The organism is Haloarcula rara (assembly GCF_029338235.1).
GTDB lineage: Archaea > Halobacteriota > Halobacteria > Halobacteriales > Haloarculaceae > Haloarcula > Haloarcula rara.
The window spans coordinates 1,377,166-1,395,487 of the sequence record NZ_CP119785.1 but is presented as its reverse complement, the minus strand read 5'-3'; the positions used below and the strand labels follow the sequence as shown (position 1 = coordinate 1,395,487).

Annotated in this window: 17 protein-coding genes and 1 pseudogene; 14 read left to right on the top strand and 4 right to left on the bottom strand. The window is 67.3% G+C overall.

Translation table 11 applies throughout. The features are described 5' to 3' along the window. The 4 genes from hemL to P1K32_RS07400 all read left to right on the top strand — a co-directional run bounded on the left by hemL (nucleotide 1) and on the right by P1K32_RS07400 (nucleotide 4,190). Nucleotides 1-1,380 (top strand): glutamate-1-semialdehyde 2,1-aminomutase, encoded by a 1,380-nt coding sequence (gene hemL, locus P1K32_RS07415; RefSeq protein WP_276252033.1) that lies wholly within the window; start codon nucleotides 1-3, stop codon nucleotides 1,378-1,380. Further along, the gene (locus P1K32_RS07410) at nucleotides 1,377-2,222 is read left to right on the top strand and encodes an HVO_0234 family beta-propeller protein (protein WP_276252032.1); all 846 of its coding nucleotides are present in this window, start codon (nucleotides 1,377-1,379) and stop codon (nucleotides 2,220-2,222) included. Before hemL ends, P1K32_RS07410 begins: the two co-directional genes overlap by 4 nt. Nucleotides 2,223-2,303: 81 nt before the next feature. Further along, the gene (locus P1K32_RS07405) at nucleotides 2,304-3,263 is read left to right on the top strand and encodes a methyl-accepting chemotaxis protein (RefSeq protein ID WP_276252031.1); all 960 of its coding nucleotides are present in this window, start codon (nucleotides 2,304-2,306) and stop codon (nucleotides 3,261-3,263) included. Between the two features lie 72 nt (nucleotides 3,264-3,335). Beyond that, on the top strand, nucleotides 3,336-4,190 hold the full coding sequence (locus P1K32_RS07400; protein WP_276252030.1) for a ribose-phosphate diphosphokinase: 855 nt from the start codon (nucleotides 3,336-3,338) through the stop codon (nucleotides 4,188-4,190). Nucleotides 4,191-4,202: 12 nt separating this feature from the next. Here P1K32_RS07400 and ileS read toward each other — a convergent pair whose 3' ends face one another. Then, nucleotides 4,203-7,406, bottom strand: coding sequence for an isoleucine--tRNA ligase (gene ileS / locus P1K32_RS07395; protein WP_276252029.1), 3,204 nt, complete (start codon nucleotides 7,404-7,406; stop codon nucleotides 4,203-4,205). 182 nt (nucleotides 7,407-7,588) lie between these two features. On the opposite strand from ileS, the gene P1K32_RS07390 reads away from it, so the two are divergent. The 8 genes and pseudogenes from P1K32_RS07390 (at nucleotide 7,589) to P1K32_RS07355 (ending at nucleotide 15,807) form a co-directional block, all read left to right on the top strand. Continuing rightward, nucleotides 7,589-10,426, top strand: coding sequence for a PAS domain-containing protein (locus tag P1K32_RS07390; protein WP_276252028.1), 2,838 nt, complete (start codon nucleotides 7,589-7,591; stop codon nucleotides 10,424-10,426). After that, nucleotides 10,348-10,632, top strand: coding sequence for a helix-turn-helix domain-containing protein (locus P1K32_RS07385; protein WP_276252027.1), 285 nt, complete (start codon nucleotides 10,348-10,350; stop codon nucleotides 10,630-10,632). The genes P1K32_RS07390 and P1K32_RS07385 overlap by 79 nt, the downstream gene beginning before the upstream one ends. A gap of 63 nt (nucleotides 10,633-10,695) precedes the next feature. Further along, on the top strand, nucleotides 10,696-11,064 hold the full coding sequence (locus tag P1K32_RS07380) for a DUF7344 domain-containing protein (RefSeq protein ID WP_276252026.1): 369 nt from the start codon (nucleotides 10,696-10,698) through the stop codon (nucleotides 11,062-11,064). Nucleotides 11,065-11,414: 350 nt separating this feature from the next. After that, nucleotides 11,415-12,188, top strand: a complete 774-nt coding sequence (gene proC / locus P1K32_RS07375) for a pyrroline-5-carboxylate reductase (RefSeq protein WP_379690953.1) — start codon at nucleotides 11,415-11,417, stop codon at nucleotides 12,186-12,188. Next, nucleotides 12,181-13,020 carry a glutamate 5-kinase gene (proB, locus tag P1K32_RS07370; RefSeq protein ID WP_276252024.1) on the top strand — a complete coding sequence of 280 codons (840 nt, stop codon included), beginning with the start codon at nucleotides 12,181-12,183 and terminating at the stop codon, nucleotides 13,018-13,020. Before proC ends, proB begins: the two co-directional genes overlap by 8 nt. Next, nucleotides 13,013-14,344: a glutamate-5-semialdehyde dehydrogenase gene (locus P1K32_RS07365; protein WP_276252023.1), complete on the top strand. Its 1,332-nt coding sequence runs from the start codon at nucleotides 13,013-13,015 to the stop codon at nucleotides 14,342-14,344. Before proB ends, P1K32_RS07365 begins: the two co-directional genes overlap by 8 nt. A 114-nt stretch (nucleotides 14,345-14,458) precedes the next feature. Next, nucleotides 14,459-15,061: a type IV pilin domain-containing protein gene (locus tag P1K32_RS07360; RefSeq protein WP_276252022.1), complete on the top strand. Its 603-nt coding sequence runs from the start codon at nucleotides 14,459-14,461 to the stop codon at nucleotides 15,059-15,061. Nucleotides 15,062-15,190: 129 nt separating this feature from the next. Next, a pseudogene (locus P1K32_RS07355) lies at nucleotides 15,191-15,807 on the top strand (uracil-DNA glycosylase). A 23-nt stretch (nucleotides 15,808-15,830) separates the two neighbouring features. On the opposite strand, the gene P1K32_RS07350 reads toward P1K32_RS07355, so the two are convergent. Together P1K32_RS07350 and P1K32_RS07345 are read right to left on the bottom strand one after the other, a co-directional pair. Beyond that, nucleotides 15,831-16,172 carry a hypothetical protein gene (locus tag P1K32_RS07350; protein WP_276252021.1) on the bottom strand — a complete coding sequence of 114 codons (342 nt, stop codon included), beginning with the start codon at nucleotides 16,170-16,172 and terminating at the stop codon, nucleotides 15,831-15,833. Continuing rightward, the gene (locus P1K32_RS07345) at nucleotides 16,165-16,533 is read right to left on the bottom strand and encodes a MarR family transcriptional regulator (RefSeq protein ID WP_276252020.1); all 369 of its coding nucleotides are present in this window, start codon (nucleotides 16,531-16,533) and stop codon (nucleotides 16,165-16,167) included. The genes P1K32_RS07350 and P1K32_RS07345 overlap by 8 nt, the downstream gene beginning before the upstream one ends. Before the next feature lie 93 nt (nucleotides 16,534-16,626). Between P1K32_RS07345 and P1K32_RS07340 the strand changes: the two genes are divergently transcribed. Both P1K32_RS07340 and P1K32_RS07335 read left to right on the top strand, forming a co-directional pair. Further along, on the top strand, nucleotides 16,627-17,049 hold the full coding sequence (locus P1K32_RS07340) for an HIT family protein (RefSeq protein ID WP_276252019.1): 423 nt from the start codon (nucleotides 16,627-16,629) through the stop codon (nucleotides 17,047-17,049). An 85-nt stretch (nucleotides 17,050-17,134) separates the two neighbouring features. After that, the gene (locus tag P1K32_RS07335) at nucleotides 17,135-17,863 is read left to right on the top strand and encodes an AAA family ATPase (protein ID WP_276252018.1); all 729 of its coding nucleotides are present in this window, start codon (nucleotides 17,135-17,137) and stop codon (nucleotides 17,861-17,863) included. On the opposite strand, the gene P1K32_RS07330 is transcribed toward P1K32_RS07335, so the two are convergent. Further along, on the bottom strand, nucleotides 17,860-18,237 hold the full coding sequence (locus tag P1K32_RS07330; RefSeq protein ID WP_276252017.1) for a universal stress protein: 378 nt from the start codon (nucleotides 18,235-18,237) through the stop codon (nucleotides 17,860-17,862). The genes P1K32_RS07335 and P1K32_RS07330 overlap by 4 nt on opposite strands. Nucleotides 18,238-18,322 lie beyond the last annotated feature (85 nt).

Below are 18,322 nucleotides of genomic sequence, written 5' to 3'. Positions count from 1 at the left end.
ATGAACCACGAGCAGTCACGCGACCTGTACGACCGGGCCCTCTCCGTGATGCCCGGCGGCGTCAACTCGTCGGTGCGGGCCATCCGTCCCTATCCGTTCTTCGTCCAGAAAGGCGACGGCGGCCACGTCGTCGACGCCGACGGCAACCGCTACATCGACTACGTGATGGGGTATGGCCCGTTGCTGCTGGGCCACGATATGCCCGACTCGGTCCAGTCTGCGGTCCAGCAACGCGCCGCCGAGGGACCGATGTACGGCGCCCCGACGGAGGTCGAGGTCGAACTGGCGGAGTTCGTCGCCCGCCACGTCCCCAGTGTCGAGATGACTCGCTTCGTCAACTCCGGGACCGAGGCGACCGTCTCGGCGGTCCGGCTGGCTCGTGGCTACACCGGCCGCGATAAAATCGTCGTGATGCAGAGCGGCTACCACGGCGCCCAGGAGTCCACGCTCGTCGAGGGCGAGGGCGACCACACCGCGCCCTCCAGTCCGGGCATCCCCGAGAGCTTCGCCGAGCACACCCTCACGATTCCGTTCAACGACAGCGAGGCAGCCCGAGAGGTGTTCGCCGAACACGGCGACGACATCGCGGCGGTGCTCACCGAGCCAATCCTCGGGAACTACGGCATCGTCCACCCCGTCGAGGGCTTTCACGAAACCCTCGAAGAGCTGTGTGAGGACCACGGCTCCCTGCTCATCTTCGACGAGGTCATCACCGGCTTCCGCGTCGGCGGGCTCCAGTGTGCCCAGGGGAAGTTCGACATCGACCCAGACATCACGACCTTCGGGAAGATCGTCGGCGGCGGCTTCCCCGTCGGCGCTATCGGCGGCAAGAGCGAGATAATCGAGCAGTTCACGCCCGCCGGCGACGTCTTCCAGTCGGGCACCTTCTCCGGCCACCCCGTGACGATGGCCGCCGGCCTGGAGACGCTGCGGTACGCCGCCGAGAACGACGTGTACAGTCACGTCAACGGCCTTGCCGAGCAGCTCCGGTCGGGCCTGCAGGACATCCTCGAGGACCATGCCCCCGAGTACACCGTGGTCGGGACCGACTCGATGTTCAAGGTCATCTTCACCCGCGACGTGCCACGCACGTCGGAACGAGCGAGCGGTGACAACCGCGATGCGCCGGACACCTTCGCGGGCCACTGCGAGGCCGGTTGCACCCAGCGCGAGGACTGTCCCCGGTACGACCACTGCCCGAAGAACGGGGGCGACGTCAAGCGAGCGGAGACCGAGCGCTGGGAGCGGCTGTTCTGGCCCGCGATGAAAGAGCAGGGCGTCTTCCTCACTGCCAACCAGTTCGAGTCCCAGTTCGTCTGTGACGCCCACACCGACGAGGACATCGAAGAGACCTTAGAGGCCTACAAGCAGGCCATATGAGCGACGACGACATCTCGATCTCCGAGAAGCGGATGTACGGCCAGACGCGCCCGGAGACCCACGCCTACGTCGCGTCGGGGCTGGGCGTGACCCGCGTCGAGACTGCCGGCGGGCAGATTGGACGGTTCAGTCTCTCCCACCGATGTTCGGCCCGCGACATCGCCGGCGCGCACGGTGAAATCGCCGTCGCCACCGACGACGCGGTGCTGGTCTCGACCGACGACGGCTTCGCGGAGACGGGGTTTGGCCCCGCGACGGCGGTGGGCTACGACGCCGACGGGCTGGTCGCCGCGGGCGAGGGACGGGTCGCCCGCTACGAGGACGGCGAGTGGTGGGAGATGGGGGCCGTCGAGGCGGTCCGAGCGCTGGCCGACGACCTCGTCGCGGCCGCCGACGGCGTCTACGGCCTGCCCGGCTGTGCGTATCTGGGGCTGCACGACGCCGCCGACGTGGCCGGCCCCTTCGCCGCCACCGCTGACGGGCTCTACCGACGGGACGCCACGGAGGGCACCGTCGGCCCCAGGGAGAACTGGGCGGTCGTCCGGTCGGGCGCACACGGCGCCGTCGCTACCGACGGTGACCGAACCCATGCCGCCGACACGGACGGGCTCTACGAACTGGCCGACGACGGCGGCGGGAGCCCGGACCCGCACTGGCGTCCCTGTGACCTCCCGGTCCGCGAGCGCGTCGTCGACGTGACCTACGGCGAAGACGTCTACGCCATCACCGAGGACGGGACCTTCCTCGTGAACACGGCCGACGACGCCACCGCCGACGGCCGCGGCGGCTGGCGCTCCCGCTCGCTGGGCGTGCCAGACGTGTCGGGTATCGCGGTGGCGTGACCGGTCGCCCTGGCTTCCCACCCACCTCTGCCTAACCAGTGTGGTGTATCAGATATTGAACCCTGAATAGTAGGGTGATTAATGAGTTCTGAACTGCAGGACATCGACGACGCGGTCGACGATATCGAGGCCGACGCGGACGTGGATATCGCCGCCGACGACGAGTACGACCACGACGCGGCCAACGAGGTCCAGACCTCGCTCGCGGAGCTCCAGGAGTCGGCGCTCGACATCGCCGACCGCATCGGCGAGATTCGCGAGGGGACGACCGAGCAGTACGAGGGGATGGACCAGGTCGCCTCGGAGGTGTCGAACCTCTCTGCCTCCGTCGAGGAGATTGCCTCCTCTTCCGAGGAGGTCTCGGCGGCCAGCACGCAGGCGAAGGACCTGGCGGCCGAGGGCAAGGAGCGGGCCGGCGAGGTCAAAGACTCGATGTCCGACATCCAGTCGGCCGTCGACGAGGTCTCCTCGGAGGTCCGGGAGATACAACAGAGCGTCAGCGAGATAGACGAAATCGTCGAGGTCATCAACGACATCGCCGACCAGACGAATATGCTGGCGCTGAACGCCTCCATCGAGGCTGCTCGCGCCGGCGAGGCCGGCGAGGGCTTTGCCGTCGTCGCCGACGAGGTCAAGAGCCTCGCCGAGGAGTCACAGGACCACGCCAGCGAGATAGAGCTGATGGTCCACGAGATAAAGGACCAGACGGGCAGCGCCGTCGACTCGCTTTCGGCGAACACGGACCGGGTCGAGGTCGGACGCGAGTCCGTCGACGACGCGGTCGCGATTCTCGACGAGATACACGACGCGGTCAGCGAGGTCAACGCCGGCATCGCCGAGGTCGCCGACGCGACCGACGAGCAGGCCGCCTCCACCGAGGAGGTGGCGAGCATGGTCGACCAGTCCACGGCGGCCGCGAACCAGATATCCACCGAGACGGCCCAGATCGCTCAGCAGGTGAGCCAGCAGACAGACCAGATAGCGGCTATCAACGAGTCCGTCGAGGAACTCACCCGGGAGCTCGACGCCGCGACGGCCTGAGCTGTCGGCTCCTGACCGGCGGTGGCACGCCGAATCGAAAAGCGGTTTAGCCCGGCCAGTTACCCCTCACACATGATTATCCCCGGCGCGGAGACACAGGCGTTTGCGGCGGCGCTCTCGGAGGCGGCCGACGAACCGCTCGGGCGGGTCGAGTACGAACGGTTCCCCGACGGGGAGCACGTCGTCCGCGTGCCCGAGGCGGTCGCGGGCGAGCGCGCGGTCGTCGTCGCCTCGACGGTCGATTCGGACGCCCACGTCCAGTTGCTTCAGCTCCAGGACGCGGTCCGCGAGGCCGGCGCCAGCGAGGTCGTCACCGTCGTCCCGTACATGGGCTATGCTCGCCAGGACGAGGCGTTCAAACCGGGCGAGCCTGTCTCCTCGCGGGCGATGGCCCGTGCCATCTCGACGGGCACTGACCGCGTCGTCACGGTCAACCCCCACGAGCCCGCCGTCTGTGACTTCTTTACCGTTCCCGCGACCAACGTCGACGCCGCGTCGGTGCTCGCGGCGCCGCTCCCGGCCGACCTGACGGACCCACTCTTTCTCTCGCCCGACGAGGGCGCCATCGAACTGTCCGAGACGGTGCGGGACGCCTACGGGACCGGCGAGACGGACTTCTTCGAGAAAGAGCGGGACTACGACAGCGGCGACATCGAGATTCGCCCCAGTGATGCCGCCGTCGCCGGGCGGGACGTGGTGCTGGTCGACGACATCATCGCGACCGGCTCGACGATGAGCGAGTCCGTCGCCGTGCTCGACGACCGCGACGCCGAGCGGGTCTACGTCACCTGCGTCCACCCGATGCTCGCGAGCAACGCCCTGACGAAGCTGTCGAGTGCGGGCGTCGAGGCCGTCTACGGCACCGACACGCTGGAGCGGGTGGTCTCCGAGGTCTCCGCCGCGCCGGTCGTGGCCCGGGAGCTGTAGTTCCTGCGGAACTCAGTCCGACGCCTCAGCAGCGGCGACGGGTGCCACGGCAATCTCCATCTCGACGCCCTCGACGTCCCAGGTCTTGCGGTGGCCGTCCTCGACGCCGTCGAGTTCGTCGGCGCGGACCTCTTCCTTGATTAGTGCCTCGTGCTCGCGAACGAGTTTGTCGACGCGCTCGTCGTCGATAGCGAGGTCCACGATGATACGGGCCTCGATATCCAGTTCGAGGTCTTTCCGCATCTCTTGGATGCGACGGATGACCTCCCGTGCGTAGCCCTCGCTCTCGATGTCCTCGGTGAGGGCGGTGTCGACGTAGACGGTGCCGCCGCCGTCGAGGGCGGTAAACTCGGTGCCGCTGACGCCCTCGGGCGTCTCCCGGCGGAACTCGACCATCTCGTCGGTCAGCTCGACGTCCCCGCCGAGCGACTCGGCCACCTCGGTTTCGAGTGCGTCGAGCGACGGCTCCGCGATGCTGGCCTCGTTCATCGCGTTCATCACGCGGCCGGCGTCGTCGCCGAAGGCCGGGCCGAGTTCGCTCATGTCGGCTGCGGCCGAATAGTGGAGTTCGCCCCACTGGTCGTCGGCGCCGACGACTTCGACGGCACGCGAGTTCAGCCGGTCGGCGACGATAGCCGACTGCGAGCGGACCGCCGCGGCCACGTCGTCGCTGTCCGTGTCGACCACGACGCGGGTGACGGGCCAGCGCAGCTTGCGCTCGGCCTGCTGGCGGGCGTTCGAGCCGGCCTCCTCGACCTCGCGGACGACCTCGATTTCGTCCTCCAGCGCGGGGTCGTGGAACGCGTCGTCGGGCTCGGGCCAGTCACACATGTGGACCGTCGGGTGACCCGCGTCGCCGGTCAGCGAGCTGTACACTTCCTCGGCGACGAACGGGGTAAAGGGCGCAAACAGGGCGGCGACCTCCTCCAGCACGCGGTAGAGGGTCGCGTAGGCGGCCTGCTTGGAGTCGGAGTCCTCCTCCTCCCACATCCGCTCGCGGACGACCTGGATGTAGAACCGGGAGACGTCCTCGACGACGAAATCGAGCAGTTCGCCGGCGGCCTTGTCGTTCTCGTAGGCGTCCATGTGCTCGGTCATGGCCGTCTTCACAGTTTGAAGCCGGGAGAGGACCCACTCGTCGGCGAGTTCGAGCGAGTCTCGGACATCCTCGACGGTCGTCGCCTCCGGGTCGAAATCGTCCGCCCGCATGTACGGCAGCGGGAACCGGGCGACGTTCCAGAGGATGTTGAGCCGCCGTTGCATCTCGGCGGTCTCGTCCCAGGAGAAGTTCATGTCGACGCCCTGGGCGGTCTGGGAGAGCAGGAACAGCCGCATCGGGTCCCGGCCGTACTCCTCGATGACCTCGTGGGGGTCCACGAGGATGCCCTTCGATTTGGACATCCCGCGGCCGTCGGGCATGTTGGCGTAGCCGTGCATCAGCACCTGCTTGTAGGGAATCTCGCCGGTCGCCGCCGTGGACATGCCCAGCTGGGACCAGAACCACCCGCGGGTCTGGTCGTGGGCCTCCATGATGAGGTCGGCGGGCCACAGCTCGTCGAAATCCTCGGTCTCGGCGGGGTAGTCGACGGTCCCCCACGTCGCCACGGAGGAGTCGAGCCAGACGTCGAAGACGTCGCCCACGCGGCTGTAGGTGGTACCGTCCTCGGTGATGGTCAGCTCGTCGACGGTCCCCTTGTGGATGTCCACGTCCTCGGGGTCGATATCCTGGTCGACGCGCTCGGCCAGCTCCTCGCGGTCGCCGACGACGATGGCGTCGTCCATGTCGCCCGACCAGTTTTCGGGCAGCCAGATGGGAATCGGAATCCCCCAGTAGCGCTGTCGCGAGACGTTCCAGTCGGGGGCGTCCTCGACGAAGTCCCGGAAGCGGTTGTCGCGGGCCCACTGTGGGTGCCACTCGCTGTCCTCGATGTTCTCGAGTAACTCGTCTTTGATGTCGGTGACCGTGATGAACCACTGGTCGGTGACGATGCGGACGATGTCCGTGTCACAGCGCCAGCACTGTCCCTCGCGGACGGAGTGGCCCTGTTCGCTGGAGAGCAGGTGACCGTTCGCGTCGAGGTCGGCGATGACGTCGTCGTTAGCGTCGCGGACGAAGGTGCCGGCGTATTTTCCGGCGGCGTCGGTGTAGGTGCCGTCGCCGTCGACCGGACAGAATATCTCCAGGTCCAGTTCCTGCCCGCGCTCGAAGTCCTCCTCACCGTGGCCCGGCGCGGAGTGGACGAGGCCGGTGCGGTCGGCCTCGACGTACTCTGCGGTGTACACCTGGCCGGACCCCTCGGCCTGTGCGTGGTCGGGCACTTCCTCGGCCAGCGGGTGGTCGTACGCCCAGCCCACGAGGTCCTCGCCGGACAGCTCCTCGACGACCTCGTAGTCGTCGTAACGGCCCGCCTTCAGCACGTCCTCGACGCAGGGTTCGGCGACGTAGAGTCGCTCCGTTTCGCCATCTCTCTCGGCGTCGACGCCGACGTAGTCGAGGTCGCCGTCGACGGCGACGAAGGTGTTGGCGACGATGGTCCAGGGGGTCGTCGTCCAGATAACCAGCGAGCCGTCCCGCTCACTCAATGGAAACTTCACGTAGATAGAGGGCTTGCCGACGTCGTGGTACTCGACCTCGTTGTTGGCGATGGCGGTCTCACAGCGGGGACACTGGTTGATGGAGCGTTTGCCCTGCTCGACCAGCCCGCGCTCGTGGGCCTGCTGGAACCCCCACCAGGCGGCCTCCATGTACTCCGGCGAGAGCGTTTTGTATGGGTTGTCCCAGTCCATCCAGACGCCGAAGTCCTGGAAGTCGCTCTGGAGGCCTTCCAGTTGCTCGTTGGCGAATTTCTTGCACTCCTCGATGAAGTTCTCCTCGCCGAAGCGCTCGATGTCCTTCTTGTTCTCGAAGTCCAGGCGCTCCTCGACCTTGGTCTCGATGGGCAGGCCGTGCATGTCGTAACCCGGCCGGTCCGTGACGGCATAGCCCTGCATCCGCAGGTAGCGGATGTAGCAGTCTTTCAGCGTCTTGTTCCACGTCGTGCCCATGTGGGCGGCCCCGGAGGTGTAGGGCGGCCCGTCGACGAAGAAGAAGTCCTCCCCGTCGGCCCGGTGCTCGACCGTCTGTTCGTAGGCGTCGACGTCGTCCCAGTAGTCGAAGACCCCCGATTCCACGCGCTCGGGGTCGTACTGGTCGTCGACCGCGGCGAACCGTTCCATACCGGGCTTATTCGCCGCCGGCATTAAAGGGGAATCGGTTAGGACGAGCCTGTCTCCGAATACGTATCATTTCGACGCTCATATCAGAATACTAATGTTTGTCGGTGTACTGGACTGCACCTATCTCTATCGGCACGGGCTAGGCACCGGGGGGTAGTCACGTCGTGCCACCACGAGCCACTATGCATTCCGATATCGACCCACAGACCAACGGACCGACCACCGGCGAGTGCGTGCTGCTGGGCGACGGCGAGGGGACTATCGTCTGGAGCGGACCCGACGCCGCCGACGTGCTCGGTCGACCGGAGGCCAGCATCACCGGGAGGACGGTGGCGTCGCTGCTCGGGCCCTCCGTCCCGGACCCGCCCCAGCGGGGCGCCGCACCAATAACCGACTCGCTCGCAATCCCGGCCGACGACGGCGAGGTCTGGGACACCACGGTGACCGTCGACGCCATCGACGCCTCCGGGGCGGCGACCGTATACCGCTGCCACCGGACCGTCGACGAGCAACTCGGCGTCTACGACGTCCTCTCGCGCGTCGAGGACGGGGTCGTCGCCTTCGACACGGAGTGGCGCTACACCTACGTCAACGGGAAGGCGGAAGAACTCATCGGCCGCTCCAGTGCGGAGCTGCTCGGCGAAGTCGTCTGGGACCTGTTCCCAAAAACGGCCGGGACAGATGTCGAGGAGACGTTCCGCCGCGCGATGGCGACACAGGAGCCGTCGACGTTGGAGACGTACACCAACTCCCTCGAACGATGGGTCGAGGTGCGTGTCTTCCCCTCGTCGACGGGGGCGTCGGTCTACTTCCGAGACATCTCCTCCCGCAAGGCCCGCGAGGCCCAGCTGCGGCGAGAACAGGACCTGACCGAACAGCTCTTTCGGTTGAGTCCCATGGGAATCGCCGTCCATACGCCCGACGGTCGGTTCGTCCGCCTCAACGAACGCGCCGAGGACATCATCGGAGTCGACCGCGAGGACCTCCTCGACGTGGTGTTGGAGGAACCGATATGGGACGCACGCGGGCCGGACGGCGAACCGTTCCCCGACGAGCAGTTCCCGTTGAACGTCGTTCTCGCGACCGGCGAACCCTGCTTTGGAACCGAGATGTCCGTCCAGCGGGGCGAGGACGACAGGTTCTGGATTTCGGTCAGTGCCGCACCCGTCCTGAACGACGATGGCGACACCGAGCGCGTCATCGTCTCGTTCGAGGAGATTACCGAACGCAAACAGCGGGAGGCCGACCTGAAGCGCGAACGGGACCTGACCGAACAGCTCCTGCGGGTGAGTCCCATGGGCATCGCCGTCCACACACCGGACGGACGGTTCGTCCGCGTCAACGAGCGGGCCGAGGAGCTTCTGGGCGTCGAACCCGGTGAGCTGGTCGGCGAGGAACTGGTCGAACCGGAGTGGGAGTCGTACGGTCCCGACGGCGACCCGTTCCCCGACGAGGCGTTCCCGTTCAACGTCGTGCTCCGGACCGGCGAGCCGACGTTCGGCACCGAGATGACCATCCGACGACGGGACGGCACCCAGATATGGCTCTCGGTCAGCGCCGCACCGCTGCTCAACGGCGACGGCGACATCGAACGGGTCATCGTCGCCTTCGAGGAGATAACCGAGCGCAAACAGTACGAACAGGAGCTCCGCGAGAGCGAACAGCAGTTCCGCGCCGTCTTCCAGGGGACCCTGGACACACTGGTACTCGCCGACGACGAAGGCACCTATGTCGACGTCAACCAGGCCGCCTGCGACCTCTACGGGCTGGACGAAGACGAACTCGTCGGCCGGAACGTCGCCGACTTCTCCCCGCCGGGGTACGACGTGGCGGCCGCCTGGGCGGCCTTCATCGAGACTGGGACGCTCCGGGGGGAGTTCCCGCTCGTCCGGCCGGACGGGGAGACCCGCGTGACGGACTTCGTGGCCACGGCGAACATCGCTCCCGGCCTGCACCTCTCGGCGCTCCGGGACATCACCGAGCGAAAGGCCGACGAGGAGCAGCTGGCGGCCCAGCGCGACGAGCTCGCCCGGTTGAACGATATCAACGCGCTCATCCGGGGTGTCCACCGGACCGTCGTCGGTGCGACCGACCGAGAGACCGTCGAGCGAGCCGTCTGTGACGGGCTCGCCACCTCGGACAGCCACCCCGTCGCGCTGACCACCCGGCTGACCGGCGGCGAGACCCAGCGGGTCGAACACGCCGCCGGGCTCGCCGACGACGTGCTGGCGGCGCTGCGGGCCGAGGGCGCGACCTGCCTCGAATCGGCGATTACACGGGCGGGCGCGGCGAACACGGTGACCGTCCTCTCGGGACTGGCGACCGACGAGACACATCACCCGGCGCTGCGCGAGCTGGCCGCCGACCACGGGCTCCGGACGCTGGCCAACATCCCCATCGAGTCCGACGGCGTCGTCCACGGGGTGCTGACGGTCGGCTCGACCCACGCCGGGGCCTTCGCCGGCCGGGAACGGACGCTCTTTACCGAGCTCGGCCAGCTGCTCGGGACGGCAATCGAGGCCATCCGGACCAAGCGGCTCCTCTATGCGACCGGCTTCCTCGAACTCGACCTCTCGGTGTCGGCCGACGTCGAACCCCTCGCGGCGCTGAACGACCGCGTCGGCGGGCAGTGGCGCCTCGACGGCGTCGTCCCGGTCGAATCGGGCCGGGACCTGCTGTACGTCGACGTGGGCGAGACGTCGGTCGCGGCCGTCGAACGAGCGGCCGACGACGTGCCCGGTCTGGCCGGGCTCCGGCGCGTCGATACCCCATTGGTCGAACTGCGCGTCGAGGACGACACGCCCGTCTGCGGGCTGCTCGACGCCGGCGGCCGGATACGCGACGGCACTATCGAACATGGGGAAGCCGGTTCGTCGTCGACGTCACGCTCGACACCGACGTGCGGGGCTACCTCGACCGGCTCGAACAGCGCGGGCTCGACGTGGACCTGCTCGCAAAGCGCGAGGTCGAGCGCACCGCCCCGGCGGCCCGGACCGGCGCGACGACCGACACCGGACTGACCGCGCGCCAGCGGACTGTCCTCGAGGCCGCCTACCTGTCGGGCTACTTCGACTGGCCCCGGCGTCGGACGACCGGCGCGGAACTGGCCGACACGCTGGATATCGCCACGTCGACGCTCCACCAGCACCTCCGGGTCGCCTCCGGGAAGGTCTTCGAGCAGTACTTCGACGGCGACCCGTTCGGCTCGTCGGAAGCCGGACCATGACAGTTCAGCTACCGCATTCTTCCGGTAGACAATTCATACCCGTGACCGGCCTGGTCTCTGTTGATGACGATATCACAGACTGCAACTACCGACCGCGACCTCGGTGACGCGTTCGACATCCTCGGCAGCCACCGCCGTCGCCTCGTGCTCGCCCGCGTCAGCGGCGTCGACGAGGCCGTCCCCATCGGCCGACTCGCCACGGAACTGGCTTCGGCCGAGGGGGAAAAGCCCCTGGAAGCCGTGACCATGGCCGAACGCGACCGCAACAAGGTCCGGCTCCACCACGCGGACATCCCGGCGCTCGCGGCCGCCGGGCTCGTCCACTACAACCCGCAGCGCCGGCTGGTCTCGGCGGGTGAGCTGCCACTGGAGGGCGAGGAGTGGCTCGAGATGCCCGTCGTCGAGGCGCTGGAAGCCTGGAACCGCCACTGAGGTAGTTCCGGCGGCGGAACCGGCGCGGTGACCGCCAGTTTCGCTGCTCGCGGCTCGTTCCTCTCCGCTCGCTCTGTCCGAGGCTCCTTACTGTTCGAAGCGTTGCTCCGCGGTTCGCTTCGCTCCACGGGTCACTGTGTTCCCCGTCGTCGGGCGGCCTTGCCGCCCGACTGCTTGAGGGACCGGAGGTCCCTCCCCGGTTTCGCTTCGAGGTGCGCGCGGGCGCGCACCTCGCCACGGCTCCGCGGTTCCCTGTGGTCACCGCGTCGCTTTCGAGGGCTCCCGCTGGTCGCCCTCGCTCACCGGAAAACGTAGTTACTTTCTGTCGTTCCTGTCTTTGACTACTACTAATGGTACACACGAGCGTCATCGGTTGTGGAAACATGGGCAGTGCGCTGGTCACGGGGCTCTCGAAAGCCGGGGGCCACACTATCGTCGCGTGCGACCTCGACCCGGACGCACTCGCCGCCGTCGCCGACTACGCCGACGAGACGACCGACGACGTCTCGCGGGCGGGCGAGGCCGACGTGGTCTTCGTCGCGGTCAAACCGGACATCGTCGAGGCCGTTCTCGGCGAACTCGACCTCTCGGCCGACCAGACGCTCGTCACGATCGCCGCCGGCGTCCCCACGGACTTTGTCGAGGCTCACACCGACGCCCGCGTCGTCCGCATCATGCCGAATCTGGCCGCCGAAACACGGGACATGGCCGCCGCCGCGACCGGTGCCCTCACCGACGAGGTCCGCGAACTGCTCGACGACGTCGGTGAGTTCGCCGAAATCGAGGAGTCCCAGATGGACATCGCCACCGCGGTCAACGGCAGCGGTCCGGCCTTCGTCTTCTACTTCGTGAAGGCCATGACCGAGGCCGGCGTCGCGGGCGGGCTCGACCACGAGGAAGCCCAGACGCTGGCCGCCCAGACGTTCAAGGGCGCCGCCGAGACCGTGCTCCAGGACGACCGCTCGGCCGACGAGCTCATCGACGCCGTCTGCTCGCCCAACGGGACCACCATCGAGGGGATGGAGGTGCTGTGGGACAGCGACGCCGACCAGGCGATGACCGACGCCGTCGCCGCCGCCGAACGCCGGTCCGAGGAGCTGGCGGCCGACTTCGACGATGAGTGAGGCCGTCGATACGGAGACGCTCGCGGCGACCCGACAGCTCGCGGCCGAGGCCGACCGGGTCATCGTCAAGGCCGGGACGAACTCCCTGACGGACGACGACTCGAATCTGGACGACGCCAAGCTGGACAAGCTGGTCGACGACATCGAGGCCCTCCTCTCGCGGGGCAAGGAGGTGCTGCTGGTCTCCTCGGGCGCCGTGGGGGCCGGCATCGGCCGGGTCGGCAACGGTACTGACACCGAGACCGTCGAGGAGTCCCAGGCGCTCTCGACGGTGGGTCAGAGCCATCTGATGCGTCGCTACACCGAGAGCTTCGAGCGCTACGACCGGAAAGTCGCCCAGATACTCATCACCGAACACGACCTGGACAACCCCGAGCGGTTCACCAACTTCCGCAACACCGTCGAGACCTTGCTGGAGTGGGGCATCGTCCCCATCATCAACGAGAACGACGCTATCGCCACGGAGGAGCTCCGTATCGGCGACAACGACATGATATCGGCCTCTATCGCCATCGGCGTCGAGGTCGACCTGCTGGTGACGCTCACCGACGTCGGCGGCGTCTACACCGGCAACCCCAAGGAGGACCCCGACGCCGAGCGCATCGAGGCCGTCGGCCGCAACTACGCCGACGTCGAGGACATCGTCACCGCGAGTTCGACGGACAGCTTCGGCGGCATCCAGACCAAGGTCCGGGGCGCCCGCGACGCGGCCGAACACGGCATCCCCGCGATAATCGCCGGGTCGGCTGAACCCCGGGTTCTGGAGAAGGTTGCCGACGCGGAATCGGTGGGCACAATATTCGTCCCTATCAACGGTGGGCTAGATGACTGAGACAGACACGCACGAACAGGTGGCACAGGCCAACCGCGCAGCCCTGCGCCTCGCGAACGTCGACGAGACACGGCGAAACGCCGCGCTCGCCGACATCGCCGACGCCATCAGGTCGAATAGCGAGGCCATCCTCGCCGCGAACGAGACCGACGTCGAAGAGGCCGAACGGATGCTCGCCGAGGGCGAGTACACACAGGCCCTGGTCGACCGGCTCAAACTCGACGAGGGCAAACTCGAGAGCATTGCCGGGATGGTCGAGTCCGTCGCCGAGCAGGAGGACCCGCTCGGGGAGACCCTCGCGGCGCGCGAACTCGACGAGGACCTCGAACTGTACAAGCTCTCGGTGCCCATCGGCGTCGTCGGCACTATCTTCGAGTCCCGGCCCGACGCCCTGGTCCAGATTGCCGCGCTCGCGCTCAAGTCGGGCAACGCCGTCATCCTGAAGGGTGGCAGCGAGGCCAGCGAGTCCAACCGCGTCCTCTACGAGACCATCGTCGAGGCGACCGCCGACCTGCCCGAGGGGTGGGCCACCCTCATCGAGGCCCACGAAGAGGTCGACCGGCTCCTCGAGATGGACGACATGGTCGACCTCGTGATGCCCCGTGGCTCATCGGAGTTCGTCTCCTACATCGAAGAGAACACCCAGATTCCGGTGCTCGGTCACACCGAGGGCGTCTGTCACGTCTACGTCGACGAGGCGGCCGACCTCGAGATGGCCGAAGATATCGCGCTCGACGCGAAGGTCCAGTATCCCGCCGTCTGCAACGCCGTCGAGACCTTACTCGTCAACGAGGACGTGGCTGCCGACTTCCTCCCCGGCGCCGTGGAACGCTACCGCGAGGAGGGCGTCACGCTCCGGGGTGACGCCGCCACCCGGGATATCGTCGACGTCGACCCCGTCACCGACGACGACTGGCGGGCCGAGTACGGTGACCTCGAACTCGCCATCAAGGTCGTCGAGGACGTCTACGACGCCGTTTCCCACATCAACGAGAACGGCTCGAAACACACCGAGTCAATCGTCACCGAGGACGCCGACACCGCCGAGACGTTCATGACCGGGATCGACGCCGCCAGCGTCTTCCACAACGCCTCGACCCGCTTCGCCGACGGCTACCGCTACGGGCTGGGCGCCGAGGTCGGCATCTCCACGGGCAAGATTCACGCCCGCGGCCCCGTCGGGCTGGAAGGCCTGACGACCTACAAGTACTACCTGGAGGGCGACGGCCAGCTGGTCGCCAGCTATGCCGGCGATGACGCGCTGCCTTTCACCCACCGGGAGTTCAACGGCGAGTGGAACCCGGGCCACCTGGCCGAGGAGTAGCCCCCTCACTTTTCCTTCCGATATCGTCACGCCAGACGGCTGTGGGTGCCGATTTCGGACACAGCTCTCGATATCGCCAGAGTAGCCAATAGGGGCAACTGCACATATTTGCGCATGATAGAACGAGCCCTTCGCGACGAACGGGCAGTCAGCAAGGTGGTCGGTGTCACACTGCTGGTTGCTATCGTGGCCGTCCTCGCGGCCGTCGCCGCGGTCACCTTCACCAGCATCGGGACCACAGAGTCGATACCGTCGGCGACATTCGAATTCGAATTCGAACAAAACGAGAGCTACAGCGCATCGAACTTCGATGTCTCCGATGGCACCGGGACGAACTACACAGCACCGCTCGACGGATTCACCGGCGATATGTTGACCATAACCCACATCGGTGGGGACCGGATAGCCAGCGAGCATCTGACAGTATCTGTCTCGGGACCGAAGGTGAAATACATCAATCAGACGGGTGCGCTGCAAGATTACGGTGGCGCTGCCAGTGGGGAGTACCAGTCGGAATACACGTACGAACAGATGGGATTCTCGTCGGACGTTTCCGCCACGGACAACACTACGCTGGTGACGAACTTCGTCGACTACAAACGGAATCCCGACCCGTACTCGCCCGGGTCGATGCTGCGAAACGCGACTGTCAGAGTGATCTACGAAGGAGACGAGCGGAGTGCTGTGATCGACACGTGGGAGGGACCGGGGGCCTGAACAGCGGCTGCTTGCGGTTCCGCCAGCAGTCAGCGGCCCGGGCAAATTTCCACCGTTCGCAACCGTAGCTCGAGAGCTTCTCCCGCCTGAACCAAGCTTCATACGCTCCCCAACCGCATACAGAGCGCGATGCCGACGTACCCCGATCCCGACAGCCGCCACGAACTCGCCGAGGACTGCCGGCGCTGTTCTGGGCTCTCCAAGAGCCGAAGCTGCATCTCGTGGGGTAACGGCTCGCTGGACGCCGACGTGGTCGTCGTCGGCGAGGCCCCGACCGCGGGCGACCCCGAGGCCGACCAGTGGCGGGGCGGCAATCTAACCGGGATGGCCTACACCTCCCGCGCGTCGGGCCGGAAGATACGCGACCTGCTCGCCGACGCCGGGTTCGACCACGACGACTGCTACTACACGAACGCGGTGAAATGCCACCCGCCGGCCAATCGCAACCCGACGAGCGAGGAACTGGCCAACTGCCGACCGTATCTGGTAGAGGAAATCGAGACGGTGGAACCATGGGCCGTTCTCACGACCGGGAAACACGCCACGGAGACGGTACTGGACGACGACTCGTTCGATGGCTTTCTGGACAGTGTGCTCGACCCGCGAAAGAGCGACGCGCTCGGGGTGCCGGTGATTCCTGTGCTCCACCGAGTTACCAGGCGCTGTGGCTGTCGCGACTCGGGTACAGCCGCGAGGAATACGTCGCCGCGATTCGGGAGCCTGTCGAGCGAGCGACGGACGGGTGACCGAACCGCCACGACTGACTGTTTCAGTCCGAGACGAACTCGATGCAGTCGGCACGAACACGGTCTGTGAACGCCGCTGTGACCCGGCCCTGTGGGTTCGCGATATCGTCGTGTTTGACCGTTGCGACCACCCACGGTGAGCAGTAGGAACGCTTCTCCGGATGCTGTCCGGTTATCCAGGCGTCGCCAACTTCGACGTTCGCCGATAGGTCGCTCGTGGTCAGGGCGACACAGATGTACTCCTCGCCGCTGTAGGGGAGGCCATCGCTGGCCAGCACCAGCCACAGTCGCGGATTTCTGCCGTCCCGAAACGGGTCGGGCGCCCAGACCACGTCGCCGGGTTGGTACGGGTCGGCACTACTCACCGCTCCGTTCCTCGCGTGGGTCGACAGCGTGGGCTTGCCAGCCTTCGTAGTCGAACTGCTCTGCCTCGTGGCTCGCTGCAACGCCACTGGCGTGCGATACCGTCTGCTCGACACTCTCGACGTGGTCGCTGACCCGCCAGTAGGTTCCCCGGTGGTCGACTCGGCCGCGCTCCCGGAGTCGTACGAGCGTCGGTCCGACGGAGCCGGTCGCGACGTCTGTCGCGTCGGCGATTTCGCTCTGGGTGAACGCCTGGTCGGCGTGGGCAGCGAGGAAAGAAAGAATTGCCTCGGCGTTCGTCCCCGGTTTCGGGTCCGGTGCCCCGTCTTCGATATCTTCGAATCTATCCGCACTGATAGGCATATCCCACACTCTGTATCATACTGTATTGAATGTATTGCCGTCGGTGTGGCTCTCGGAGTAACTTTCTTGCACGCGCCGGACACACCGCCGACTATGGACGACTGCATCTTCTGTCAGATAGTCGCCGGTGACATCCCGAGCCGCACCGTCTACGAGGACGACGACGTGCTGGCCTTCCTCGATGCGAACCCGCTCTCGCCGGCCCACACGCTCGTCATCCCGAAAGCCCACCACGAGTCGCTGAACGACCTGCCCGAGGAGCTCGGCAGCGAGGTCATGGCGGCGCTACATCGCCTGACGCCGGCCGTCGAGGACGCGGTCGACGCGCCCGCGAGCACGGTGGCGTTCAACAACGGTGAGGCCGCCGGTCAGGAGGTCCCACACGTCCACGGCCACATCGTCCCGCGGTTCGAAGACGACGGCGGCCGCCCCATCCACGCGCTGGTCAGCGACCGCCCGGACCTCTCCGACGACGAACTGGACGATATCGCGGCGGAAATCAGCGACGGCACGTGACTTACTGATCGCTATCGACCGGGCGTTCGGTCGACCACGCCGCTCGTCCTGAACTTTTTATTTCGGGCCGCGTCCCACGTACAGTATGGATACACCGACGCTCGCGCTGGTCGGCGTCGCCGGCGGCGCCGGGACGACCAGAACGGCCGTAGAGACGGCGGCGACGCTCGCCCGAGCCGACCGCTCGGTCGCGGTCGTCGACGCCGCCTTCGGGACACAGGGACTGGCGACGTACGTCGAGGGCCGCATCACTGACGATATGACCGCCGTCGCCGTCGGCGAGAGCACCGTCGAGGCGGCGCTGTACGACGCCGACTACGACGTGTCGGGTCGGGTCGCGTTCGGCCCGGCCCACGCCCCCTTCGAGCGCATCGCCCGCGCGAAGGCGCCCGACGCGGCCCGGGCCCTCGAGACCGCCGTCGCCGACGTCGCCGACCGGTTCGACCACGTCCTGCTTGACGTGCCGCCCGTCGCGGCCAACCAGGCCGTCGCCGCGCTCACGACCGCCGACCGGCGCGCGCTCGTCGCGCCCGCGACCCAGCGCGGCGTCGACCTGCTGCCCAGACACCGCGGCCGGCTGCGGGACCTCGACGCCCCGGCCGACGCCGTCGTCGCCACCCGCACCGACGCGCCCGACGCCGTCGCCGTCGCGGACGCCGACCACGAACTCCCCGCTGGCGACCCGGTCGGTCCGACCGCGCTGGACCCGGAGACGGAGCTCGCGCCCGCCGTCGCCGCCGCTGTCGAGGGCCTGTTCGACACGGAGCTGGGCCTGGAGTTCGAGGAGCCGGGGCTGTTCGAGCGACTCGGCTAGAGGTCGGGCAGCGGAACGACCACGACTGGCCGGTCGAGTCGCTCCAGCAGCGTCGCCGTCGTCGACCCAACACCCGACGCGCCCTCGGTGCCGGCGTTGGCACCGGCGATGACCACGTCGGGGTCGTGGTCGTTGATCGCTGCCAGCAGCTCCGTCGTGGGGTCGCCCTCCCGGACCTCGGTCTCGGGCATCGCCGCCGCCAGCCGCGACCGGGCGACGTTGGCCGCGTCGCCGGCGTCCCGTTCGTGGCGCCCGGGTTCTCGAACGCCGACCACGACGACGCTGTCTTCGCTCGGGTCGAGTCGCCCCTGCAGGTAGTCGGCCGCCGCGGCGGTCACGTGGACCGACGCGGTGGCGATGAGGTAGTCTGTCATGGTTCCGTGTGGGTCGCCCGAGGATTTCGGGGTTTCGACCGTCTCGCTATCGAGGGGCTACGCGCCTTGCCCTGCTCGCGGTTCG